Origin of the sequence: Bradyrhizobium sp. S3.2.6, from assembly GCF_040546885.1 — a bacterium.
GTDB classification, from domain to species: Bacteria; Pseudomonadota; Alphaproteobacteria; order Rhizobiales; family Xanthobacteraceae; genus Bradyrhizobium; species Bradyrhizobium cytisi.
Genome location: NZ_JBEPOS010000001.1, coordinates 171,620 through 195,555, shown reverse-complemented (window position 1 = coordinate 195,555; position 23,936 = coordinate 171,620). Strand labels below are relative to the sequence as shown.

19 protein-coding genes, 1 tRNA gene and 1 riboswitch are annotated in these 23,936 nt (G+C 64.2%); of the genes, 8 read left to right on the top strand and 12 right to left on the bottom strand.

Going from position 1 to position 23,936, the window contains the following annotated elements; all coding sequences use genetic code 11:
• The first annotated feature begins 136 nt into the window (after positions 1-136).
• Positions 137-2,638 carry an EAL domain-containing protein gene (locus tag ABID58_RS00925; RefSeq protein WP_354031201.1) on the top strand — a complete coding sequence of 834 codons (2,502 nt, stop codon included), beginning with the start codon at positions 137-139 and terminating at the stop codon, positions 2,636-2,638.
• Between the two features lie 12 nt (positions 2,639-2,650).
• Here the strand turns inward: ABID58_RS00925 and ABID58_RS00920 are convergent, their stop codons facing one another.
• Both ABID58_RS00920 and trxA read right to left on the bottom strand, forming a co-directional pair.
• Positions 2,651-3,328 (bottom strand): LON peptidase substrate-binding domain-containing protein, encoded by a 678-nt coding sequence (locus tag ABID58_RS00920; RefSeq protein ID WP_148752783.1) that lies wholly within the window; start codon positions 3,326-3,328, stop codon positions 2,651-2,653.
• Positions 3,329-3,361: 33 nt separating this feature from the next.
• A complete protein-coding gene (gene trxA, locus ABID58_RS00915) occupies positions 3,362-4,285 on the bottom strand; it encodes a thioredoxin (protein ID WP_354031200.1) in 924 nt (307 codons plus the stop codon).
• A 274-nt stretch (positions 4,286-4,559) separates the two neighbouring features.
• On the opposite strand from trxA, the gene ABID58_RS00910 reads away from it, so the two are divergent.
• Positions 4,560-4,634: transfer RNA gene (locus ABID58_RS00910), tRNA-Gly, on the top strand.
• Between the two features lie 66 nt (positions 4,635-4,700).
• On the opposite strand, the gene ABID58_RS00905 is transcribed toward ABID58_RS00910, so the two are convergent.
• A complete protein-coding gene (locus ABID58_RS00905) occupies positions 4,701-5,273 on the bottom strand; it encodes a TetR/AcrR family transcriptional regulator (protein ID WP_148752785.1) in 573 nt (190 codons plus the stop codon).
• Positions 5,274-5,380: 107 nt separating this feature from the next.
• Between ABID58_RS00905 and ABID58_RS00900 the strand changes: the two genes are divergently transcribed.
• The 4 genes from ABID58_RS00900 (at position 5,381) to ABID58_RS00885 (ending at position 9,471) form a co-directional block, all read left to right on the top strand.
• Positions 5,381-6,067, top strand: a complete 687-nt coding sequence (locus ABID58_RS00900) for a glutathione S-transferase family protein (RefSeq protein WP_354031199.1) — start codon at positions 5,381-5,383, stop codon at positions 6,065-6,067.
• Between the two features lie 116 nt (positions 6,068-6,183).
• Positions 6,184-7,170, top strand: a complete 987-nt coding sequence (locus ABID58_RS00895) for an NAD-dependent epimerase/dehydratase family protein (RefSeq protein ID WP_354031198.1) — start codon at positions 6,184-6,186, stop codon at positions 7,168-7,170.
• Between the two features lie 344 nt (positions 7,171-7,514).
• A complete protein-coding gene (locus ABID58_RS00890; RefSeq protein ID WP_354031197.1) occupies positions 7,515-8,783 on the top strand; it encodes a PQQ-dependent sugar dehydrogenase in 1,269 nt (422 codons plus the stop codon).
• Between the two features lie 94 nt (positions 8,784-8,877).
• Positions 8,878-9,471, top strand: a complete 594-nt coding sequence (locus tag ABID58_RS00885) for a c-type cytochrome (RefSeq protein ID WP_354031196.1) — start codon at positions 8,878-8,880, stop codon at positions 9,469-9,471.
• A 37-nt stretch (positions 9,472-9,508) separates the two neighbouring features.
• On the opposite strand, the gene panE is transcribed toward ABID58_RS00885, so the two are convergent.
• From panE to ABID58_RS00865, 4 genes are all read right to left on the bottom strand, one after another.
• Complete coding sequence (gene panE / locus ABID58_RS00880) at positions 9,509-10,432, bottom strand: 2-dehydropantoate 2-reductase (protein ID WP_354031195.1); 924 nt, start codon at positions 10,430-10,432, stop codon at positions 9,509-9,511.
• Positions 10,433-10,537: 105 nt separating this feature from the next.
• Positions 10,538-11,152 carry a 2-hydroxychromene-2-carboxylate isomerase gene (locus ABID58_RS00875; RefSeq protein ID WP_354031194.1) on the bottom strand — a complete coding sequence of 205 codons (615 nt, stop codon included), beginning with the start codon at positions 11,150-11,152 and terminating at the stop codon, positions 10,538-10,540.
• A gap of 90 nt (positions 11,153-11,242) precedes the next feature.
• The gene (locus tag ABID58_RS00870) at positions 11,243-12,592 is read right to left on the bottom strand and encodes an MATE family efflux transporter (protein WP_354031193.1); all 1,350 of its coding nucleotides are present in this window, start codon (positions 12,590-12,592) and stop codon (positions 11,243-11,245) included.
• 85 nt (positions 12,593-12,677) lie between these two features.
• Positions 12,678-13,274: a DUF2239 family protein gene (locus ABID58_RS00865; RefSeq protein WP_354031192.1), complete on the bottom strand. Its 597-nt coding sequence runs from the start codon at positions 13,272-13,274 to the stop codon at positions 12,678-12,680.
• A 150-nt stretch (positions 13,275-13,424) separates the two neighbouring features.
• On the opposite strand from ABID58_RS00865, the gene ABID58_RS00860 reads away from it, so the two are divergent.
• Positions 13,425-14,090 (top strand): glutathione S-transferase family protein, encoded by a 666-nt coding sequence (locus ABID58_RS00860; RefSeq protein WP_148752794.1) that lies wholly within the window; start codon positions 13,425-13,427, stop codon positions 14,088-14,090.
• Between the two features lie 20 nt (positions 14,091-14,110).
• On the opposite strand, the gene ABID58_RS00855 is transcribed toward ABID58_RS00860, so the two are convergent.
• Positions 14,111-15,406: an MFS transporter gene (locus ABID58_RS00855; RefSeq protein WP_354031191.1), complete on the bottom strand. Its 1,296-nt coding sequence runs from the start codon at positions 15,404-15,406 to the stop codon at positions 14,111-14,113.
• Positions 15,407-15,500: 94 nt separating this feature from the next.
• Positions 15,501-17,252 carry a gamma-glutamyltransferase gene (gene ggt, locus ABID58_RS00850; protein ID WP_354031190.1) on the bottom strand — a complete coding sequence of 584 codons (1,752 nt, stop codon included), beginning with the start codon at positions 17,250-17,252 and terminating at the stop codon, positions 15,501-15,503.
• 99 nt (positions 17,253-17,351) lie between these two features.
• Here ggt and ABID58_RS00845 point away from each other — a divergent pair, with 99 nt between their 5' ends.
• A complete protein-coding gene (locus ABID58_RS00845; RefSeq protein ID WP_354031189.1) occupies positions 17,352-18,737 on the top strand; it encodes an MFS transporter in 1,386 nt (461 codons plus the stop codon).
• A gap of 44 nt (positions 18,738-18,781) precedes the next feature.
• On the opposite strand, the gene purH is transcribed toward ABID58_RS00845, so the two are convergent.
• The 3 genes from purH to ABID58_RS00830 all read right to left on the bottom strand — a co-directional run bounded on the left by purH (position 18,782) and on the right by ABID58_RS00830 (position 23,761).
• Complete coding sequence (gene purH, locus ABID58_RS00840; RefSeq protein ID WP_354031188.1) at positions 18,782-20,374, bottom strand: bifunctional phosphoribosylaminoimidazolecarboxamide formyltransferase/IMP cyclohydrolase; 1,593 nt, start codon at positions 20,372-20,374, stop codon at positions 18,782-18,784.
• A gap of 25 nt (positions 20,375-20,399) precedes the next feature.
• Positions 20,400-20,481: riboswitch (ZMP/ZTP riboswitch) on the bottom strand.
• A 57-nt stretch (positions 20,482-20,538) separates the two neighbouring features.
• Complete coding sequence (locus ABID58_RS00835; RefSeq protein WP_187435021.1) at positions 20,539-22,257, bottom strand: heparinase II/III family protein; 1,719 nt, start codon at positions 22,255-22,257, stop codon at positions 20,539-20,541.
• Between the two features lie 157 nt (positions 22,258-22,414).
• Positions 22,415-23,761: an RsmB/NOP family class I SAM-dependent RNA methyltransferase gene (locus tag ABID58_RS00830; protein ID WP_354031187.1), complete on the bottom strand. Its 1,347-nt coding sequence runs from the start codon at positions 23,759-23,761 to the stop codon at positions 22,415-22,417.
• Positions 23,762-23,936 lie beyond the last annotated feature (175 nt).

Genomic DNA, 23,936 nt, shown 5'->3' with positions numbered 1-23,936 from the left:
CGAACTACCGCCCATTGGCGTCTTTGCCAGGCAACGTTTACCTCACGATAGGCATGCAACCGGGCATTGTGGAAAATTAACGCGGCGAAAGCTCACTCCGATCAATTGTCGAAGCATTGACGAGGGAGCGATTTCAATGTTCCGCGTTTTTACCTGCCTCACAGCCGAGCATGATTGGCGGCTTGTCATGCTCGCCGGCTTGGTCTGCTTCGCTGCAAGCATCGTGGCCGTCAGTATCTTTCATCGCGCGATTGCCTCGCGAGCCAGGAGGCGGCTGATCTGGATTGCGATCGCAGGCGCCGCCATCGGCTACGGAATCTGGGCTACGCATTTTGTTGCAATGCTCGCCTACGAGCCTGGCGTCCAGACCGGTTACGGCATCGCGCTGACAGGGCTGTCGCTCGCGGCCGCGATGATCTTGACCTCGGTCGGTTTTGGCGTTGCGGTCAGCTACTCCGGCCGATGGCGCGCAGCTGCCGGCGGCGGCATCATCGGCGCTGGTATTGCGAGCATGCACTATCTCGGCATGTGGGCCCTCGAAGTGCCGGGTCGCGTGACCTGGTCGCCCGGGCTGGTGTTCATCTCGATCGCCCTCGGCATGTTGCTGGGCTACGCTGCACTCGCGATCGCCCTGGGTCACAAGGGTAAGTGGGGGACCTTCGCCGCCGCGTTGCTGCTGACGCTCGCCATCGTGTCGCACCACTTCACGGCCATGGGGGCTGTGCAGATCGTTCCGGACCCGACGCTGAACAACGATACCTTGTCGCTTTCTCCCGCCTTCCTCGCCGTGGCAATCGCGGGTGTGGCCCTGTCAGTGCTCGGGATGAGCCTTGTCGGTGTGCTGGCGGATTCGCGCCTTGCGACCAGAACCAGCAGATTCAAGGAAATCATCGGCCAGCTTTCGATCGCCCGGCAGCAACTCGAAGGTTCGCAAAGAGAGCTCCAGGAGCAGAAGCTCAGGCTCGATACGGCCATCAACAATATGGTTGAGGGCGTTTGCATGTTCGATGCGGAGAAGCGACTTGTCATCTGCAACGAGCGTTATGCCCGGCTCTACCGGCTGCCGCCGGAATTGCTGAGAACGGGGACACCGCATACCGACATCATCCGGCATCGCATTGTGAACGGTATCCTCAAGGGCGACACAAGCGAGGGCGCGGCCGAGCAATTCGTCTCGAAACTGGCCGCGTTGCCGTTCGATGCGGTCTCGAGCAGGATCGACGAGTTCGCGGACAGGCGGTTGATCTGCGTCACGCGGCAGCCAATGGCCGGCGGCGGGTGGGTGGCGACGCATCTCGACGTCACCGAGCAGCGCCGGTCCGAGGCCAAGATCACTCATATGGCGCAACACGATGCGCTGACCGATCTGCCGAATCGCGTGCTGCTCAGAGAGCGGATGGAGCATGCCATTGCAGTTACGCGCAATGGCGGCCTCGATCTTGCGGTGCTCATGCTCGATCTCGATCGCTTCAAGGAAGTCAACGACACGCTGGGACATCCGGCGGGCGATTCCCTGTTGCGCGCCGTCGCGGCGCGTTTGCGCGATTGCACCACGGAAACCGCGTTGATCGCCCGCCTCGGCGGCGACGAGTTCGCGGTGATCGACTACGTGACCAACCCGGCCGTGGAGGCGGCCTCGCTTGCCGAAAGGATCATAAAGGTGCTTCGCGAACCCTTCGATCTCGGCGATCATCGGGTCACGGTGGGCACCAGCATTGGCATCGCCATCGCGCCGCGCGATGGCGATGATTCCGACGTGCTCATGAAGAGCGCGGATCTCGCCCTCTACTCGGCCAAGAGTGGCGGACGTGGCGCGTTCCGTTTCTTCGAGCCGGAACTCGACGAGCTCATGCATGCGCGACGCAACCTGGAGCGCGACATGCGGGATGCGATTGCCGGCGGTGAATTCGAGCTCCACTACCAGCCATTTGTCGTTGCCACGACCGGCGAGATCCGCGGCTTCGAGTCCCTGCTACGCTGGCATCACCCGAAGCGAGGTCTGGTCATGCCCAGCGAATTCATCCCGCTTGCGGAAGAGACCGGCTTGATCGTGCCGCTGGGAGAATGGGTCTTGAGGACCGCCTGTGCGGAAGCCGCCAAATGGCCTGCCGATCTCAGAATTGCGATCAACCTGTCTCCCGCTCAATTCAGGAGCAAGGAGCTTGTCGCGGTCGTTATCGGCGCGCTGGCCGGTTCGGGCGTTGCGCCGCACAGGCTTGAGCTCGAGGTCACCGAGACGGTGATCATGCATGATAGCGAAGCCGTCTTCGCAGCACTCGGTCAACTGCGCGAGCTCGGTGTGCGAGTAGCGCTCGACGATTTCGGCACCGGCTATTCATCGCTGAGCTTTCTGCAGAGATTCCCATTCGACAAGATCAAGATCGACCGCAGCTTCGTCAACGAACTATCCAGCGCGAGCGAAGAGGCGCAGCACCTCGCGCGAGCGGTGGTTCGTTTCGCAGTCAGCCTCGGCAAGACGACGACGGCCGAAGGCGTCGAAACGAAGGAGCAGCTGGACATTCTCCGCGAAGAGGGGAGCGTCGAAACCCAGGGCTATTATTTCAGCCGGCCGATGCCTGCATCCAGCGTCGCAAAAATGCTGCGGCGAGGTGCCAGGGCAGCCATCCGTGCTGCGTGAGTATTCAGGCGGTCACTGCAGCGGCGGATCGCCCGAGGTGCGCTTCTTGGCGAGGTCCATCTCGGTGACCGCGATCAGGATCTCGGCGCGGGTCTTCAGGTCAGGCGCTTCCAGCATCGCCTGCTTCTCGGCGGGGCCATAGGGCGACATCATCGCCAGCGCGTTGACCAGCGCCTCGTTGGGCGCGCTCTCTACGCCTTCCCAGTCGACCTTGAGATTGTTGGCCTTCAAGAAATCCGCCAGCGCCACCAGCAGCGCCTCGCGGTTGACCTCGTCCTCGCCCATCCGCGCGGTGAAATCGTCGGTAAAGGCGAAGAAATCGACCTTGCACTGGCGGTAGGCGGTCAGCACCTCGAGCTCCTCGAGCACCCTGAAGCGCGCGACGCCGGTGAGCTCGAGGATGTAGCGGCCGTCGCCGGACTCGGCGAGCTGGGTGATGCGGCCGACGCAGCCGACCCGGAACAGCGCCGGTCTGTCGGAATTCTTTGGCGAATGCGCCGCATCAGGCTGGATCATGCCGATCAGGCGATGGCCATCGCGAAAACTGTCGTCGACCATCTCGAGATAGCGCGGCTCGAAAATGTTGAGCGGCATCTGGCCGCGCGGCAACAGCAACGCGCCCGGCAGCGGAAACACCGGAATGATTTCCGGAAGGTCGGCGGGCCCGCGATATTCGATGTTGATCGGCATCTGGTCCCCGCTGACGTCGCCGGCACGTTTTCCTTATGAAAACAGGATCGTCGACAAGCGCTTGCGTCCCTCGACGGTTGCCTCATCCGTGCCGCCCCAGGCCTCGAAGAACTGCACCAGCTGCTTGCGGGCGCCGTCGTCGTTCCATTTGCGGTCGCGCTTGACGATCGCGAGCAGCTGCTCGGTGGCGGCGACCCGGTTGCCCTGCGCGTTCAGCGCGGTGGCGAGGTCGAAGCGTGCCTGATGATCGAGCGGATTTGCGGCGACTTTCTGTTCCAGCTCGGTGATGGGGCCGAGCTGTTCCGCCTGTTCGGCGAGATCGATCGCGGCCTGCACGGCCTTCACGGCCGGATCGTTGCGCTTGGATTCCGGTACCATGGCCAGCGTCTGCTTGGCCTGCTCCATCGCACCGGAGGTGACGTAGCATTTTGCCAGGCCGGCGAGTGCTGCGATGTTGGTCGAATCATACTGGAGCACTTCGGCGTAGATCTGCGCGGCGGCTGCGGCGTCGCCCTCGGCGAGAACGGCCTCGGCCTCCTGCAGAATCTCGGCGACGTTGGGCTCGCCGGGCGCAGTGACGCCCTTGGTCAGCTTTTCGATGAAGGCATTGACCTGGCTCTCCGGCACCGCGCCCATGAAGCCGTCGGCGGGCTGGCCGTTGACGAAGGCGATCACGGCCGGGATCGACTGGATGCCCATCTGGCCCGGAATCGCCGGATGCTGGTCGATGTTCATCTTGACCAGCTTGACCTTGCCCTTGGCGGCCTTGACCGCCTTCTCCAGCACGGGCGTGAGCTGCTTGCAGGGACCACACCACTCCGCCCAGAAGTCGATCAGCACCGGCTGGCGCTTCGATTCCTCGATGACGTCCTTCACGAAGGTCTGGGTGGTGGTGTCCTTGATCAGATCGGCCGCAGCCGGGACTGCGGCTCCGTTACCCTGGTCGATGATCGTCACGGGATCCCCTCGTCTGATGTCTGGAATGGCGGGTCTTTAGCACGTCGCCATCGCATATGCTTCGGTGTCGGCCCTAAAATTGGGCCGGGTCGGCCGAATTTCAATCCACCGGCGTCGATTCGGCGGTTCCGGGATGTTTGGTGGCGATTCGGCCGGGTTCGGGCTCATATTGGGGCTCCGAAAGCCAATCTATGCCGCCGGTAGCTGTTGCATTCGCCCTCCGCTTTTGGCATACGACAGCCGTTGCCGGCGCGTCACGCGACCGACACAGGATGCGGGTGTAGCTCAGTGGTAGAGCACGACCTTGCCAAGGTCGGGGTCGAGGGTTCGAGCCCCTTCGCCCGCTCCAGTTTTTTCCAGAGCATCCAAAATCCCGTAAGCGCAATTCGCTTCGGCCTGTCTCGAGCGCTGCTGATCAGGGAATCAATCCCGAGACGCGGTAGGCCTCGATGGAGCGATCGTAGACCGAGATATCGTTGCGACCGCGCGCAATCAGCTGTGCGCCTGCGACCGCGGCATAAATCGCCATCGAGCGCTCGTTCCTCTCCTCTTCGCTGGGAGATGGCTTGGTGGTTGCCAGCACACGCGCGATCCATGCGATATTCATGCGCGGAAAACGATCGATCTCGTGCCTCACTTCTTCAGGGAGATCATCGAGCTCGGCGCTCATGACGCCGCTCAGGCACATGCGATTGCCGTTGGCCAGCGCGGCACGAAAGATCCCGACGTAGCGGTCGAAACAGGTACGCGGATCGGGTGCCGTGGCGAGAATCTCCTCCAGATAGGCGGCACCCTCCTCGGTGTAGCGCCGCGCCAGGGCCACGCCGAGATCGCCCTTGGTGGGAAAGTGGTAGTGCACGCTGGCGCTCTTAATCCCGACCTCCTTGGCCAGCTCGCGGAAGCTCAGCGCCGTGTATCCGCGCGCTTGCACAGTGGCCCGCGCCGCCGCCAGGACGGCTTCCCGCATGTCAGTTTTGGTTTTTGCCATCGGTTTCATTACCTATCGATCGATAGATAGCTGTTGACCGCCCCGATGAAAAGGGCCTATTTGGTTTTCAGTAGCCTATCTATCGATAGACAGATAAAAGGTGACAAATGAGAATCTATGATCGTCCAGGCTTTCCCAACCCCGCCCGCATCCGCATCGTGCTTGCGGAAAAGCAGCTCGACTCTCAGGTCGAGTTTATCCCGGTCGACCTTATCGGGGCCGAACACAAGAGCCCTGCGTTCCTGCAAAAGAACCCCTCGGGCGTCTTGCCCGTTCTTGAGCTGGACGACGGCACCTTCATCTCGGAATCCACGGCGATCACCGAATATCTCGATCACATGGACGGCCACCCGACGCTGACGGGCACGACGCCGAAACAGAGAGGGCTGATCCATATGATGCAGCGGCGCGCGGAGGCCGAACTGATCGATCCGGTCGGCGAGTACTTCCATCATGCGACACCCGGTCTCGGCCCGAAGCTTCAGGCCTTCAAGAGCCTCGACTGGACCGGCCGCGCCGAGTGGGGACGACGGCAAGGCGAACGTGCTCGCGCGGGAATGACCTATTTCAACGCTGTGCTGGGGCAGCAGCCCTACATCGCCGGCGAGGTGTTCTCGATGGCGGACATCACCATCTTTGCCGGTCTGCTGTTCGCGGATGCCGCGGGCCTCACCATTCCCGAAAACTCTCACGCCCTCCTCGCCTGGCGCGCACGAGTTGCCGAATTGCCCAGCGTGAAGCATCGCAGCGGTCGGGCGTTTCTCGCCGACGATGCGCGTCGCCTCGGCCTGTGATTGACCGGCGGCAGTTTCGGGCACAAACGATTGCCGGTTGGCAGGCTGGTGCGTGAGGCGGGCTGGACCAATTCAGCCCGCCCTGCGTGCCGCCGGAACGCCGTTCGGGAGGTGCAATGACAATCCTGATCACCGGCAGTGCCGGCCACCTCGGAGAGGCCATTCTCCGAACGCTCCGGCGTCGCGGGTCATCTGCGCGCGGGGTCGACCTGAAGGCATCGCCCTTCACCGACGCGGTCGGCTCGATCGTCGATCCCGGCTTCGTCCGGGCGCAGATGGACGGCGTCACCGCCGTCATCCACAGCGCGACGCTGCACAAGCCGCATGTGGCGACCCACAGCAAGCAGGACTTTGTCGATACCAACGTCACCGGCACGCTCAATTTGCTCGAGTCGGCCACGGCGGCCGGCGTGAAGAGTTTTGTCTTCACCAGCACCACCAGTGCATTCGGCTCCCAACTCCGGCCGGAGGCGGGCCAGGCCGCGGTGTGGGTCACCGAGGATCTGCCGCCAGTGCCGAAGAACATCTACGGCACCACAAAGCTGATGGCGGAAAGCCTGTGCGAGCTATTCTTTCGCGAGCGCGGACTGCCGGTCGTGGTGTTGCGGACCTCGCGGTTCTTTCCGGAGGACGACGACGATCCCGCAATGCGATCAGCCTACCCGCTGGACAACGCGCAAGCCAACGAGCTGCTCTATCGACGGCTGGATATAGCGGACGCGGTGAGCGCCCATCTGCTCGCCGCGGTACGCGCGCCGGAGATCGGGTTCGCCCGCTATATCGTCTCGGCTACAACCCCGTTTGGACAACACCATCTCGCGGCGCTCGCACGTGACGCGACCGGTGTCGTGCGCGAGCTCTACCCGGATTGCGCCGAGTTCTATGCGGCACGCGGCTGGCGGCTATTTCCCGGGATCGACCGCGTCTATGTCAACGATCGCGCGCGGCGCGAGCTGGGCTGGCACCCGGAATTCGATTTCGCCCATGTGCTGCGCAGCCTGCGCGATGGCTCCGATTTCCGCAGCTCCCTGGCGCGCGAGGTGGGAGCGAAGGGCTATCACGACACGCCATTCGACGATGGACCGTATCCCGTCGCCAAATAGTCGCCGCTTTCGTCAATTCGCACGATGTTTCAGACGTGTGGCCAGTGTCACCGCGCATCGTCCGGCTTCCGCCGTTCTACTGTGCATGGGGTTGTTTTCGCGTTTTTGGATTGGTCGACCATTCTGCTGCTCTCAAAAGAGGCACGCGCCATCTCGATTTCGCGTTGCAGCGAGCTTGTCGTCGTCGCGGAGGGCAGCTGCAACGCATGCGACGCGCTTCTCTCCGGTCGCAGATGTGCTAACCTTTTTGGGTCTGCCTCTCTGACAGACTCCGAACTTCGCCTCTCGACTATCCAGAACAAAATAACGTGCAGCCCTGACGGCTGCCTTAGGGGAGTGACGCGATGACATCGATGATCCATCGATCCGTGTTGGCGCTTGCGGCCGTGGCCCTTCTTGCCGGGACCAGCGCCGGCAGTGCACAGGACAAAAGCAAACCGCTGAAGAAATACGAATCCGGCACCAAGGAATTCTGGACCCATCCGCCGGATGACTGGTTCCTCGGCGACGAGAACGAGGCGCAGAAGGGTCTCGCGCCGCCCTCGGGTCCGCCGACCGGCGCCTCCGATGCCGAGCTCGCCAACATCATCAAGAAGGTGAAGCTGCCGGCGGGCTTCAAGATGGAGGTCTACGCCTCCGGCGTGCTGGCCGCGCGGCAGATGGCCTGGGGTGACAAGGGCACGCTGTTCGTCGGCTCGTTCGGCCTCGGCAACGTCTATGCCATCAAGGACAACAACGGAAAGAAAGAGGTCAAGACCATCCTCAAGGGGCTCAACATGCCCACCGGTCTGGCCGTCAAGGACGGTGCGCTCTATGTCATCGCGGTCGACAAGCTGATCCGCTACGACGACGTCGAAAACAAGCTCGACAACCTCGGCGAAGGCAAGGTCGTCTATGACGACATGCCGTCCTATGCCGCGCATGGCTGGAAGTACCTCGCGGCCGACAAGGACGGCTGGTTCTACATTCCGTTCGGACCGCCCTTCAACGTCGGCATTCCCCCGACCAGTCTCTCGCAGATCCGGCGCGTCGATCCCAAGACCGGCAATGCCGAAGTCTATGCGCTCGGCGTTCGCAACTCGGTCGGCGGCGACGTCGATCCGCGCACCGGAAAATACTGGTTCACCGAGAACGCCCGCGACTGGGTCAGCGACGATCTCCCCTCCGACAAGCTGAACATGATCTCCAAGCTCGGCGAGCATTTCGGCTATCCCTACTGCCACCAGGGCGACCTTCCCGATCCGAAGTTCGCCATGGGCCACAAGTGCTCCGAGTTCACGCCGCCCGTGCTGAACCTCGACGCCCACGTCGCTCCGCTCGGCATGAAGTTCTACACCGGCGACCAGTTCCCGGCCGAATACAAGAACAACATCCTGATCGCCGAGCACGGCTCCTGGAATCGCCACAAGTACCAGGGCGGCCGCATCGTGCGCGTCATCGTCGGGCCCGACGGCAAGAACGCCAAGCAGGAGGTGTTCGCCTCCGGCTGGATCGAAGGTGACCAAGGCTATCTCGGCCGCCCCGATGACATCATCCTCGCCAAGGACGGCTCGATCCTCGTCGCCGACGACTGGGCCGGCGCGATCTATCGCATCAGCTACAGCAAGAAGTAGCGCGACATGACCAGGAGGCTGCGGTGGCCGAGAGGCGCCGCAGCCTCTTTCATTTCAAAGTCTCACGCTGTCGTTCCCAATCGGAATTCCTTCCATGCGCCGGCAGTTCATCTCGCACACAATCAGCGCGGCTGCGCTCCTCACGCTTGGCGCCCTTTCCGCAAGCGCCGCGGACAATACTGCCGTCCAGGAGAAGGCTGCCGTTTGCTCCGGCTGTCACGGCGAGAACGGTATCTCGCAGACCGAGAACATTCCCTCGCTGGCCGGTCAGCCCGATCAATTCCTGCAATGGCAGCTCGTGTTCTTCCGCGCCGGCTCGCGCAAGAACGAGCAGATGCAGCCGATTGCCGCGGAGATCACCAACGAGGACGTTCGCAATCTCGGCGCCTATTTCGCGGCCATGACGCCGCCGAAGGCAGCAGACGACAAGGATCCGGACCTGTCGAAAAAAGGCGCGCAAGTGGCCGCCGGCCGCCGCTGCGCCTCATGCCACACGGATAGCTTTGCCGGCACCAAGGCCGTCGCGCGGCTCGCGGGTCAGCGCGAGGAATATCTGGTCAAGGCGCTGCACGACTACAAGACCAGCCAGCGCGTCGGCGGCGGCGTCGCCGCGATGGCCGATGTCGCCTATCACATGAGCGATGAGGAAATCACCGCCGTCTCGCACTATCTCGCGTACTTCAAATAGCGCTCCGCTTCGCTGCGCTTGTCCGGGACGACAGCGATTACCCCGCCCGCTGCTTCTCATACGCCTTGAGATGCGTGTACGCGATGCGCAGCTTCGGAACCGGGACCTTGGCGGCGTCGGCGCGGGCGATGAGGTCGCCGATCACATGATCGGCCTCGACCGGAAGACCCGCCTTGATGTCGCGGAACATCGAGGCCGTCATCGGCGAACCCTCGGTGGTGAGATTGCCCTTGACGCGCTCGAAGAACGGACCGCCCGGCGTGTAGCCCGACGCGGTGGCGATCGAGCTGGTTTCATCGAGCATGCCGAGCAAGAAGTCGCGGCCGCCGGGCGCGGCGAGGATGTTGCCGACCGAGGTGCGCATCAGGCTGGTGCTTGCGGCGAGCGAGGACAGGAACACCCACTTCTCCCACATGTCCTGCATGATGTTCTGGCTGGCAGTGGCCCCAACGATGCCGCTCTTGAAGGCTTCGTCGATCGCCTTGACGCGATCCGACAATTTGCCGTCGCGCTCACCGTAGTTGATCGACTGCATCGGCTGCAGCTGCACCACCTCGCGCTTCTCGTTCAAGGTCGCGGCGATGGCGCAGAGACCGCCGAGCACGCGCTCCTCGCCGAACTTGGCATCGAGCGTGTCGAGATGCTTCATGCCGTTGAGCATCGGGATGATCGCGGTGTTCGGGCCGACTGCGGCGGCGAATGACTTGATGGCATCGTCGAGGTCGAACGCCTTGCAGCTGAGCAACACGACGTCGAATTTCTCCTTGAGCGCTTCGGCCTGCACGGTCGGCGGGTTCTTCAGTGTCACGTCGCCATTCGGGCTCTTGATGACGAGACCGGCACTCGCAAGCTCGTTGGCGCGGCGCGGCCGGACCAGGAATGTGACGTCGCGGCCGGCCTGCAACAGCCTGCCACCAAAATAGCCGCCGATGGCGCCGGCGCCGACCACGAGGATACGCATTGTAAAGCTCCGTTGAACGAGGCGAATGGCGAGTAGGGAATAGCGAATAGGGCGAGAGGCCGCAAATGACGAGTCACAATTTCACGACTCGCTATTCGCCACTCGCTATTCGCCACCTTCCAGCACCATCTCCTCGACCTCCCGCAGCTGCTCCTTGCCGAAAAACATCTCGTTGCCGACGAAGAAGGTCGGCGAGCCGAACGCGCCGCGCCCGACCGCCTCCTCGGTGTTCTTGATCAGCTTGCCTTTCACCTCGGGCTCCTGGGCGCGGGCGAACAGCTTTTGTGCATCGAGGCCCGAAGACGCCAGCGCCTTGGCTGCGACCTCGAGGTCGTCCATCTTCTTCGGCTCGCGCCACATGTGGTGGAAGGCGGCGTCGACATATGTCTCGAACACGCCCTCGAGCTGCGCCGCGATCGCGGTGCGCATCAGGTTCAGCGTGTTGACGGGGAAGTTGGGATTGAAGACGTAAGGCTGGACCTTGAAGCGCTTGACGAAGCGCTCGGTCTCGACAGCCTGGAATTCGCGCTTGTTCTTGACGCCGGCGAGCGTCTCGGCCGGCGATTTGTTGTTGGTCGACTTGAAGATGCCGCCGAGCAGGATCGGCACATATTCGAATTTGACGCCGATGCGCTGCTCGATCGCCGGGATCGCCAGATGGCTGAGATAGGCGTTCGGACTGCCGAAATCGAACAGGAATTGCGGGGCTGTGCGGGTCAAATTCGTTCTCCCTAAAGTCACTTTTCACCCATTGTGGCGCAGCGCGCGTCACAGGTCTACCGTTTAATGATGGTCATAATATCTCGCTGATCAGACCAGGCGCCGGATCGCCTTCTTGCGCCACACCAGCAGGTAATAGCCCATCTGCAAACCGAACATGGCGCAGAACACGATCGGATAGGCCGCCCACACGCCCTTTAGTCCCACGGTGCGGCTCAGGATCACCGCAGCCGGCAGCTCGATCGCGACAATGGCGAAGATCGACAGCAGCATCGGCGTCAGCGCAACGCCGGCGGCACGCATCGCGCCGGAAAACGTGGTCGCAAGGCCGAACGGCACCGAGCTCCACAAGGCGACAAAGAGTAAGCTTTTCGCCAAGTCGAGCACGGTGCCGTCGGTGATGAAGATGCCAAGCACGGCGCGCGGCGCGAGATAAATCAGCGCCACGAGCCCGCCAGTCAGGACGAGGTTGAACGCAAGGCCCGTACGGACGATACCGTCGAGCCGCGCCCGGTCGCCGCCGCCGATGGCTTGCGCGCCGAGGATCGAGACCGCGATCGAAATCGACATCGCCGTGAACTGGGTGTAGCCCATCACCTGATTGACCGCGCCATAAGCCGCCGTTGCGTCCGAGCCGAAGCCGTTGACGAGGCCGAGCAGAACCAGTTCGGCGATCGCCATGACGACCATGCCGACCGCACTGGGTAATCCAATGCCAAGGATTTGTCCGATCACAGCACGATTGAGCCGCACATGGCGCAGCAGTGCGACGTCCGGCGCGAGCGCATGCTTCTTTCGTAGCAGATACGCCGCCAGCGCGGGCAGCGTCACCGCATTGGAGATCGCTGCCGCCAAGGCCGGGCTGGTGATGCCGAGCGCCGGCAGCCCGAATGCGCCGCGGATCAGCATCGGCGTCAGGATCAGGCCGATCGCAGTCGACAATGCCAGCGCGAGCAGCGGTGTCACTACGTCGCCAACGCCGCGGATCATCGCCGTCATGAGCAGGAACACGAATCCGAGCGGCATCGTCAGCAGCATGATGCGGGCATAGGCGCTTGCCTGGTCGAGAATGTCCGTGGGTGTCGCGAGCGCCATCATCAATTGCCGGCTGAACAGGCCGCCGGCCAATCCGACAGACATCGAGAGCAGCAGGCCGACTGCGAGCGTCGTGCCGACGACGATTCTGATCCTCCCGTGCTCGCCCGCGCCGAAGGCCTGCCCGATCAGCACGGTGGCGCCGGTGCTCAGGCCCATGACGAAGGCGAACAGAAAGAAAAACACCGGGAAGAACGTCGAGACCGCGGCGAGTGCGTCGACGCCGATCATCTGGCCGAGATAGACATTGCTGACGGTGCCGAACAGCGATTGCAGCGCGTTGCTCAGCATCAATGGCGCGAGGAAGCGCAGGAAGCTTTTCCAGAGCGGTTTTGGAGCGGACATGGATGTGCCTTTCATCGGGGCGAGCAAAGCCGTTGCCGCGCGCAGCACGCGCGGCTTGGCCGTCTGGGGTTGTTGGAGATCGCGCCTAGGCGCGGTCGCTATAGGCGAGCTTGACGATGTGGTCGCGGATGTCGGCCGGCCAGTCGGCGATCAGTCCAGTGAAGCGCCGCCTGTCATCCGCAAACAATGCACGCGAGGCTTCCTCGAACTGCGCCAGATTGCCGGCCATGGTCGACATGAAGTGATAGGCGGCATCGCGCGCCTGCCGATCGCGGTCCTTGTCGCCGCTCGCGCGTCGCGCGTCGTCGACGAGTTTTCGCAAGGCGACCGAAGCGCCGCCGGGCTGCGCGCCGAGCCACTCCCAGTGCCGCGGCAGCAGCGTCACCTCGCGCGCGACCACGCCGAGTTTCGGCCGGCCGCGGCCGCGCGGTTCGGATGGTGGAGCAGTCTCCTCAACTGGCGGCGGGATCAGCTTCGCCAGACGCGCCAGGACCTCGCGGTCCCCGCCGCGCAGATCGAAGTCGATCGATCTGCCGGTGGCGTCCTCGAAGATGATGATGGGCTCGTCCGGCCGTGGCGCCACGCGCTTGACGACCAGCGCGACCTCTCCTGCCGGCCCGGACACCAGGCGACGCTGGCCCTGAAAGGCGGTGAAAGTTCTCTGCATTGAAATCATTGCCATATTGACGACGTTGGCCGCTTTAATATCCGGGTAAATTGCGAAGGTCAATATACCCGGATGAAAACATCCATCCGGATGGCTCGACATTGCGGTCTCGGGCTGGCAGGTACGCGACCGACCGACCACGCCTAGTAACCTAAGGATCTCGCGATGCTGACCGTCCACCACCTCAACAATTCGCGCTCGCAGCGGGTGCTGTGGCTGCTCGAGGAGTTGGGCGTGCCCTACGAGATCGTGCGCTACCAGCGCCAGCCCGATATGCGCGCGCCGAAAGAGCTGCGCGCGATCCACCCGCTCGGCAAGTCGCCCGTCATCACCGACAACGGCAACACCATCGCCGAGTCCGGCGCGATCATCGAATATCTCATCGCGACCTACGGCAACGGCCGGCTGATCCCGCCGCCAAACACGCCGGAGCGGCTGCGTTTCACCTATTGGCTGCACTATGCGGAGGGATCGGCGATGTCGCCGCTGCTGCTGAAGCTGCTGTTCACGTTGATGCCGAAGCGCGCGCCGGCGCTGCTTCGCCCGCTGGTGCGCAAGGTCTCGAACCAGGCGCTGACCGCGCTGGTCAATCCGCAGCTCAAGCAGCACATGGATTATTGGGAAGGCGAGCTCGGCAAGAGCGAGTGGTTTGCCGGCAATGAATTCACTGCAGCCGACATCCAGATGAGCTTTCCGCTTGAAGCAGCGCAAGCGCGCGGCGGGCTCGAGCAAGGCCATCCCAAGGCCATGGCGTTTCTTGAACGCATCCACGCGCGGCCGGCCTATGCGCGTGCCCTCGAGAAGGGCGGGCCGTACCAGGTGGGACGGTAGTTGGTCTCACCGATCCAACACTAGTCCGCGTGCAGCACGCGGCCACGCGTCTCCGGCAGCGCGAAGGCGGCGGCGAAGAACAGCACGTAAGCCACCACCGCGAAGATCGCGATCGCATCGGCAAGCGATGTCGACGCTGACAGAGCGCCGACGAGGAATGGAAACAGCGCGCCGATGCCGCGGCCGAAATTGTAGCAAAAGCCCTGGCCGGAGCCGCGCAGCCGCGTCGGATAGAGCTCGGTCAGAAACGCGCCAATGCCGGAGAAATAGCCCGAGGCGAAGAAGCCGAGCGGGAATCCGAGCACCCACAGGATCTCGTTGGTCAGCGGCAGTTGCGTGTAGAGCAGCACGATTGCCATCGCTCCGATCGAGAAGATCAGGAACAGATTGCGCCGCCCGATCCGGTCGGCGAGCCAGGCGCCGACGAGATAGCCGATGAAGGATCCGATGATCAGCGTTGACAGATAGCCGGTCGAGCCGACGATCGACAGATGACGCTCCTTCGTCAGGAATTGCGGCACCCAGAACGTGACGGCGTAGTAACCGCCCTGGCAGCCCGTCGCCATCAGGGACGCCAGAATGGTGGTCTTCAGGATCGGCCCGGAGAAGATCTCCCAGAGCGGCGGACGATGGCCGCTCGCGGCCTGCTTTGCACGGGCCTCCGCCGCGATCTCCGGCTCGGCGACGGAGCGGCGGATATAGAATACCAGCAGCGCGGGCAGCGCGCCGATCACGAACATCCAGCGCCACGCCGTTTCCGCCGGCAGAGCCGAGAACAGGATCGCCTGCGACAGCACGGCAAGGCCCCAGCCGACCGCCCAGCCCGATTGCACCGAGCCGACCGCGCGTCCGCGATATTGCGGCCGGATCGCTTCACCCATCAGCACGGCGCCCGCGGCCCATTCGCCGCCGAAGCCGAGGCCAAGCACGGCGCGCGCGATCAAAAGCTGCTCGAAATTCTGCACGATCGCGCAGACCAGCGAGAAGAACGAGAACCAGATGATGGTGATCTGGAGCGTCCTGACCCGGCCGATATGGTCGGAGAGATAACCGCCAAGCCAACCGCCGATGGCGGAGGCCAGCAGCGTCACCGTGCCGGCAAGGCCGGCCGAGGCCGCATCGACCTTCCACAGTGCGATGATGGTGCCGATCACCAGCGGATAGATCATGAAGTCCATGCCGTCGAGCGCCCAGCCTGCCGCGCAGGCCCAGAACGTCCTTCGCTCCGGCGCATTCATGTCGCGGTAGAAGGCGAGAAGGCTGGTGTCCTCGATCTCGGCGCGTTCGATGCGCTCAGTCGGATCGGCTATGGTCATGTGCGTTTCCCCGGCAGTGTCTTTGGCCGGGCGGTGGTAGCACGCGCGGCGCCGGGCGCAAGCCGGCGCACGGTCGTACCATGCAGGGGCAGGGTTACTGTCCTGCTGCTTCCGCGCCGCGCGAGCGCGGGTCCGGCGCGCCGAGGGGGCCGTTCGGCGTCACGAGAATCGAGTTGGCGGAGGTCTGTCCCATCGGCTCGACGATGAGATGGTCCATCGCCTTCAGCTCAAACAGCACATCGTCGGGAAAGCCGCGCTCGACGCGCACCTCGTCCGGCAGCCATTGATGATGCAGCCGCGGCGCGGCCACCGCGGCCGCGACGTCCATCTTGTAGTCGAGCACGTTCACGATCACCTGGAGCACAGTCGAGATGATGCGGCTGCCGCCGGGCGAGCCCGTCACCAGCACCGGTTTGCCGCCCCTGAGCACGATGGTCGGCGACATCGAGGACAGCGGCCGCTTGCCGGGCCCGGGCAGATTGGCCTCGTAGCCGACGAGGCCATAGGCGTTGGAGGCGCCAACGGCGGCAGTGAAATCGTCGAGCTCGTTGTTCAGCAGCACGCCGGTGCCGTCGGCGACGAGGCCGACGCCGTAGCTGAAGTTCAGCGTATAGGTATTGCTGACAGCGTTGCCGCTGGCATCGACGACGGAGAAGTGCGTGGTGTTGCTGCCTTCGCGCGGCGCGGGCGGGGCGGAAACGATCTCTTTCGACGGCGTCGCGCGATCGATCGAGATGTTCGCACGCAGCTTGGCCGCATAGCTCTTCGCCGTGAGCGTTTCGATCGGTGCATTGACGAAGGCGGGATCGCCGAGATAGCGCGCGCGGTCAGCATAGGCGCGCTTCATGGCTTCGATCAGCAGATGCAGCGATGCCGGTGAGCCCCGCTTCAAATCGGCGAGCTGAAAGCCTTCCAGGATGTTGAGCGATTCCACCAGCACGACGCCGCCGGACGATGGCAGCGGCATCGAGACGATGTCATAGCCGCGATAGTTGCCGCGCACCGGCGCGCGGACCACAGCCTGATAGGCCTTCAGATCAGCCGCAGTCATGACGCCGCCGGCGTCGGACACCGCCTTGGCGAGCTTCTCCGCCACCGGACCCTCGTAGAAGCCGCGCGGCCCTTGCGTAGCGACACTCGCCAGCGTGTCGGCGAGATCGCTCTGCACCAGCCTGTCGCCTTCGCCAAAGGGCGCGCCGTCCGGCTTTGCGAAAATCCTGGCCGAGGACGGCCAGCGTGCCAGCCGCGGGTACCAGCCCGGCAGGGTATCGGCGATGTCATCGGTGACGATAAATCCGTCGCGCGCAAGCATGATCGCGGGTTCGAGCAATTGCGCCAGCGTGAACTTGCCCGAGCCATATTTCTCGAGCGCGAGCGCCAGGCCCGCGACCGTGCCGGGCACACCGATGCCAAGTCCGGAATCGCGCGACTTGGCGGGATCAGGCTTGCCGTCGGGTCCAAGGAATATCTGCGCCGTGGTCGCTGCTGGCGCGGTCTCGCGATAGTCGATCGCGATGTCTTCATTGTGCTCGGCGGAATGGATCACCATGAAGCCGCCGCCGCCGATATTGCCGGCACGCGGATAAGTCACGGCCATCGCAAAGCCGGTCGCGACGGCTGCATCGACGGCATTGCCACCACGCCGCAGGATGTCGGCGCCGACCTGCGCAGATATCTTCTCCTGCGCCACCACCATGCCGTGCTCGGCGGGGATCGCATGCACCGTGTCGAGCGCCGGGGAGACATAAGCCCGCCGCGCATCCTGCGCAGCCGCCGATGCAAGACCAAACGCCAGAGTGGCGATGAGTGCGAAAAAAGTCCGCCGTGTCGAAAATGATGCCATCATCAAATTTCCGCCGGGCCTTCAGGCCAATCCAAATGCGTCGCTATAATGCTATACGGTTGGGCTAAGAGAGACAAAACTGTTTGTGATGAGGACTGCTTCATGACGACAATCGCCCCGGCGGCGTGCATGGCCGCCGCTCCACGGACCTATCCGCCGCGCGCCGCCGTCGTCAGCTGGATCTTCTTCGATTGGGCCGCGCAGCCCTATTTCACGTTGATCACGACCTTCGTGTTCGCGCCTTATTTCGCCACCGGCATCGCGTCAGATCCCGCCACGGGCCAGTCGCTCTGGGGTTTTGCGATGGCAGCAGCTGGCATGGCGATCGCGCTATTGTCGCCCGTGCTTGGCGCCATCGCGGATGCCTCGGGCCGCCGCAAGCCGTGGATCGCCGCGTTCGGCACAGTGCTCGTGCTGGCCTCCTGCGCGCTGTGGATCGGCAAGCCCGGCGATCACGCCATCATTCCGCCGCTGCTGATCGCGGTCGCGTTTGCCAGCGTCGGCGCGGAGTTCGCCACCGTCTTCAACAATGCGATGATGCCGACACTGGTGCCGCCGGAGCGCATCGGCCGCCTCTCCGGCACCGGCTGGGCTACGGGTTATATCGGCGGCATCGTCAGCTTGATCATCGTGCTCGGCTTTCTCGCGGCCAATCCAGAGACCGGCCGCACGCTGCTCGGCTTCACGCCGCTGTTCGGGTTGGACCCCGCCACGCATGAGGGTGATCGTGCCGCTGGACCGTTGACCGGGCTGTGGTTCATCATCTTCGTGACGCCGATGTTCCTGTTCACGCCGGACTATCCGGCAAAGCTGCCGGTGCGCGAGGCGCTACGCGAGGGCCTCTCCGATCTGAAGCAATCGCTGACGAGTTTGCCGGAGCAGAAGTCGCTGGCGGCGTTTCTGCTCGCCAACATGATCTACACGGACGGCCTGGTATCGCTGTTCGCGTTCGGCGGCATCTATGCCGCTGGCACCTTCGGCTGGCACACGATCCAGATCGGCACGTTCGGCATCATCCTCGCCATCGCCGGCACCTTTGGTGCGTGGCTCGGCGGCAAGCTCGACGACTTCCTTGGTCCGAAACGCGTTATCGCCGGCAGCATGCTGATCCTGCTGCTCTCGGTGGCGGCGATCCTGCTTGTCGATAAGGACAGTGTGCTGTTCGTCAAGGTTGCGCCGCCGCAGCCGGGCGGCCCGCTGTTCGCTGCCGCCGCTGAGCGTGCCTATATCGTGCTGGGCTGCCTGATTGGCGCGGCTGGCGGCCCGCTTCAGGCGGCATCACGCACGCTGCTGATCCGCCTCGCGCCGAAGGACCGCATCGCGCAGTATTTTGGTCTGTTCGCGCTGACCGGGAAGGTCACGTCCTTCACCGGACCGCTGCTGATCGGCGTGATCACCGCGGCAACCGCGAGCCAGAAAGCCGGCATGGCCGTGCTGGTGGTGTTCTTCGTCGCGGGGCTCGCGCTCTTGATGCGGGTGCGAGAGTAGGTAGCCCGGACTTCGCTTCGCTCCATCCGGGCTAGGCTGATCAATCAGTGCCTGAAATGCCGCGTGCCGGTGAACACCATGGCGATGCCGTGCTCGTCGGCGGCCTTGATCACCTCGTCGTCGCGCATGGAGCCGCCGGGCTGCACCACGGCGGTGGCGCCGGCTTCGATGCAGGCGAGCATGCCGTCGGCGAACGGGAAGAATGCGTCCGAGGCCACGACCGAGCCCTTGGTGAGCGGCTCGGCAAGCTTCAGCTCATTGGCCGCATCCTGCGCCTTGCGCGCCGCGATCCGCGCTGAATCCACGCGGCTCATCTGGCCTGCACCGATGCCGACGGTGGCGAGATCCTTGGCGTAGATGATGGTGTTCGACTTGACGTGCTTTGCGACCCGGAATGCGAACTTGAGGTCGCGCATCTCGGCATCGTCAGGCGCACGCTTGGTCACGACCTTGAACGTCATGTCGTCGACGACCGCGTTGTCGCGGCTCTGCACGAGCAGACCGCCCGCCACTGTTTTTGCGGTCAGGCCCGGTGCACGCGGATCGGGCAAGCTGCCGGCGAGCAACAGCCGAAGGTTCTTGCGCGCGCCGATGATGGCGATCGCTTCCTCGCTCGCATCGGGCGCGATGATCACCTCGGTGAAGATCTTTGTGATCTCCCGCGCGGTGTCGGCGTCGAGCGCCCGGTTCATCGCGATGATACCGCCATAGGCCGAGGTCGAATCGCAAGCCAGCGCTTTGCGATAGGCATCAACGAGGTTCGCGCCCTCCGCGACGCCGCAGGGGTTGGCGTGCTTGACGATGACGCAGGCAGCGGTGCGCTTCGCGTCGAACTCGCCGATGCACTCATAGGCCGCATCGGTGTCGTTGATGTTGTTGTAGGACAGCTCCTTGCCCTGCAGCTGCCGTGCGGTCGAAACGCCCGGGCGCTTATCGGGGGTTGTGTAGAACGCCGCGGTTTGGTGCGGGTTCTCGCCGTAGCGCAGCGACTGGATCAGCTTGCCGCCGAAGGCGCGGAAATCGGGCGCGTCGATTTCGAGCTGACGGTTGAACCAGTTCGAGATCGCGGCGTCATAGGCTGCGGTGCGCGCATAAGCCTTCGCGGCAAGCCGCCGCCGCAGTGTGAGCGTCGTCGCGCCCTTGTTGGCGGCGAGCTCGTCGAGCACGGCCTTGTAGTCGTCGGCTTCGACCACGACGGCGACGTCGTCATGGTTTTTGGCGGCGGCGCGGATCATCGCGGGGCCACCGATGTCGATGTTCTCGATGCAGTCCTCGAAGCCCGCGCCTTTGTCGACGGTGGCCTCGAACGGATAGAGGTTGACGACGAGGAGGTCGATCGGTGCAATACCGTGCGCCTTCATCGCCTCGGCGTGCTCCTTGTTGTCGCGGATCGCCAGCAAGCCGCCATGCACTTTCGGATGCAGCGTCTTGACACGCCCGTCCATCATCTCGGGGAAGCCGGTGAGGTCGGAGACGTCCTTCACCTTGAGGCCGGCTGCGGCGATCGCTTTCGCGGTGCCGCCGGTCGAGACCAGCTCGACATCATGCGCGGCAAGCGCCTTGGCGAATTCGATCAGGCCGGTTTTGTCGGAGACGGAAAGCAGGGCGCGGGTGACGCGGCGGGGATGGTCAGTCATGAGCAAGATCCTCTGTCTTAAGGAGTGTCTATGCCCAGGCGCGCGGCGGATATGTGTCGCGCTTCCCGATGGTGCTCCATCCAAGGTCGCCAGTCGCGCGAACGAGCGCTCGATAGCAGCTTTTGGCCGTTTTCACAACGACGAGATGGGGCGGATCGTGCCTGTTACAGCGGAAGTTCCGGCTCGCGCCGGGCGTTGCGGCGGGCATTGGTGATCGCGGGAGAGGCCGTGGAACGCACAAAGCTCCAGCGGATAGAGGGCGCCTGGCGGGCATCCTGGCGGATCACGATCTGCGCGGTGCGGCGGGGGCCGTCATTGCCGGCCAGGAACACACTGTCCTCGAGGTCGACCTTGTCGTCGAGCGCTTCGAAGGTCCAGACGTCGCGGTTCGGCAGCACCAGCATGACGCCGCGGGCATCCGACAGCCGGCTCGCCTTCACCGCGGGATGCAGATGAAAGCGCAGCGCGAAATCGGCGTCGGCGCCCTTGATGCGCGCTCCTTGCGGCGGGGAGAGTGTATCCTCACCGTCGATGCGCCCGCCGTCATTGGCGATCATCAGCACGCGGCGATGGATCACGCCGAACTTGGCGAGATAGCCGTCATGCGAGGTCGTGAGCAGCGTGCCGTCCTGCAAGATCTCGCGATAGCTCTCGACCTCATGGGGGCCGCTGACGATCGGCGAGCCGCGCAGCAGTCGCTTCATCGCCGACATCTCGACGAACTGGCAGGACGACGTGTCGCGATAGGTGAGGGTCGAATGCGCCGCGGTGCCGCGCGCGAACGGCCGCCAATTGTCGCGGCCCGTGGTCGGCATGCCGCAATTGGTGACGATGCGGCTGATGCCGGAGGACAGCTCGAACGACAGGCAGCCGGCATGTGCGTCGTGGCTGACGCCAGGCGGCGGCGGCGGGCCGGTGTCGATGATCAGCGTGGTCGGGCCGGCATCGAGGCGCTGGAAGCCGGTGTGCGGCATGTTCGCCATCGGGGTGCCATGGGTGTCATCATAGGCGAGCAGCGTGGCAAGCAGGTCCGAAGACGTCGCGCTCATGGCGTTGAACAACGCGAAATTGCCGTCGCCGTGCCGGAAGAAGCGCAGCATCGGCATCATGCGGTCGATCGCATTGAGCAGCGCCGGCGGCGGCGCGATGTTGCGGGCGGCAAAAGTCTGCCGCAGCGGCAACAGGTCGATCAGCAACTCGATCAGCGCGCCCGGGTTGCGCGAGATATGGCCGCCGTCGGGGAGAATCTGCCGCTGCAATTCGTCGGAGAGCTTTTTCGACGCGCTGCGGATGTTACGGGCCTGGTTGGCGAGGCAGAGCGTCGTGTAGCACAGCGCGATCTGCACCTGGAGCTTCGGCACGCCGTCAGGAATGTTGACCATGGTGTAGCGCAGGAAGCGGATCTCGCGTGCGAGCGCGCGTAGATAGCGGCGGTAGAATTTGTTGTCGGTGTCGTTGAGCACCAGCGGTGCCTGCGACAATAGCGAGATCACGCGCCGCGCCAGCACGTCGGCGCGGCGGGCGACGGGCCGGCGCCTGTTGGCGGGGTTGCTGATCCAGTCCTCGACCAGCGCGCGTGCATTCGCCCGGGTCAGCGCGGTGTCGGCGGCGCGTAAGTGCCGCAGCCAGCCGAAGCCGAGCAGCGCGACCTCCCAATCCTCCGAGGGCGGATCGAGATCGAAGATCGAGCGGCCGTGGCAGTTGACGATCTTGCCGGCGAAGACGAAGCGCCCGGCATAGATCTCGGCGGCGCGTGTCGCATCCGCGGTGCGCAGATCATGCGGCGCAATGATCAGCCGATCGGTACGGGCCGGCCACACCCGCGACAGCGCAACGGAGCCGCCGCTCGCGCGCGCGAGCATGTTCCGCGCGAAGCGGTTCATCACCAGCGTCGAGATACGTCTGCGTTGAGCGACCGACACGCCTTGCCTTGAAGGGGGAGAGGATTCCGACGAATCCTTATTAACCCCAAAATCGACCGGCTGACACCACCTTGAATGGCCCCGAATCAGTCCAGCGGTAGCAAAATCCGGTGCAAAATCAGGATTTAACGAGCCGGGCCGCAAAAAATCCGTCGAGGCCGCCGAGCTTCGGGTCGGCGTGCGGCAGGTGGCTCGGCAGGGTCCGGAGATCGCCCTCGGCGGTGATGATCTCGTCGAGCCCGAAGACCTCGCTGGCATCGATCGGCACGCGGCGAAGCGCAGGCTCTGCGGCCAGCAGCGTGGCGACGGCCTGCTCGCCTTCCTCTGGTTCCAGCGAGCAGGTGCAGTAGACCAGCATCCCGCCGGGCTTGAGCAGCGAGACGGATTTGCGCAGCAGCCGCTGCTGGAGAACGGTCATCGCAGCGACGTCGGAATCCTGGCGCAGCCACGCAACATCCGGGTGCCGACGGATCGTCCCGGTCGAGGTGCAGGGCGCATCGATCAGGATTCCATCGAGGCCATCCGCCGGGCCCGCCCATTCCACGGCGTCAGCGACGACAGTCTCGGCCTGGAGCGACAGCCGGTTGAGGTTCTCACGCAAGCGCGCCACCCGGGCCGGCGAGCGGTCGATCGCCGTGACATGCGCGCCGGCCTGCGCCAGCTGCGCGGTCTTGCCGCCGGGTGCAGCACAGAAATCGGCAATGGATTTGCCTTTGATATCACCGAACAGCCGGACCGGCAGCGCGGCGGCGGCGTCCTGGACCCACCATTGTCCTTCGGTGAAGCCGGGCAGCATCGTCACGGCGCCGTGCAGCACGGTGCGCACCGATCCGGTCGGCAGCACTTCGCCATGCAGCCGGCTCGCCCATTGTGCGGCGTCGGACTTCACGGTGAGATCGAGCGAAGGTTCGTGGCCGAGCGCGAGCGCCATGTCCCGTGCAGTCGCCTCGCCGTAATGCGCGCTCCAGCGCGCCAGCAGCCAGGGCGGCAGGTCCAGCGATTGCGTGGCGACCTCCTCGACCAGCGCCTGGCCTTCGCGCGCGCAGCGGCGCAGCACGGCGTTGACGAGGCCGGCATAGCGCGCAGCGCGCCGGTCGGATTGCACCAGGCGAACCGAGAGATCGACCGCGGCGTGATCGGGCACATCCATCCAGAGGATCTGGGCGGCGCCGATCAGGAGCGCGCTCTGCGCGCGCGGTGCGTCGGAGGGAATGCCTTTGTCGAGCAGGCGCGACAGCACATGGCCGAGCGTGCCGAGGCGGCGAAGGATGGTTGCGACCAGCCGCCGCATCAGCGCGCGGTCTCGGTCGGCGAGGGTCTTCAGTCCGGGATGGGCGCCGGAACCGTCGAGCTGGTCATCGAGCGTGCGGCGCTTGTGCAAGACGCCGTCGACGATGTCGGCAGCGATCCGCCGCGCCGCGAGACCGGGCACTTCGGACGGAGGGGCGAAACGTTGAGATGGCATGCGGACGTAAGGTTCTGAGCGAGCGGCAGTTCCGCCAATATGGGCGCATGCCTTAAGAACACCAGCTGTGGCATGCGAATATGCCAAATGTAAGAATGGATCTCTGGCGATTTCAGCCCGTCGCGGCCATTTCAGCAATGCGTTATTGGACGTCGCGCCATCCTCGATCCTGCGC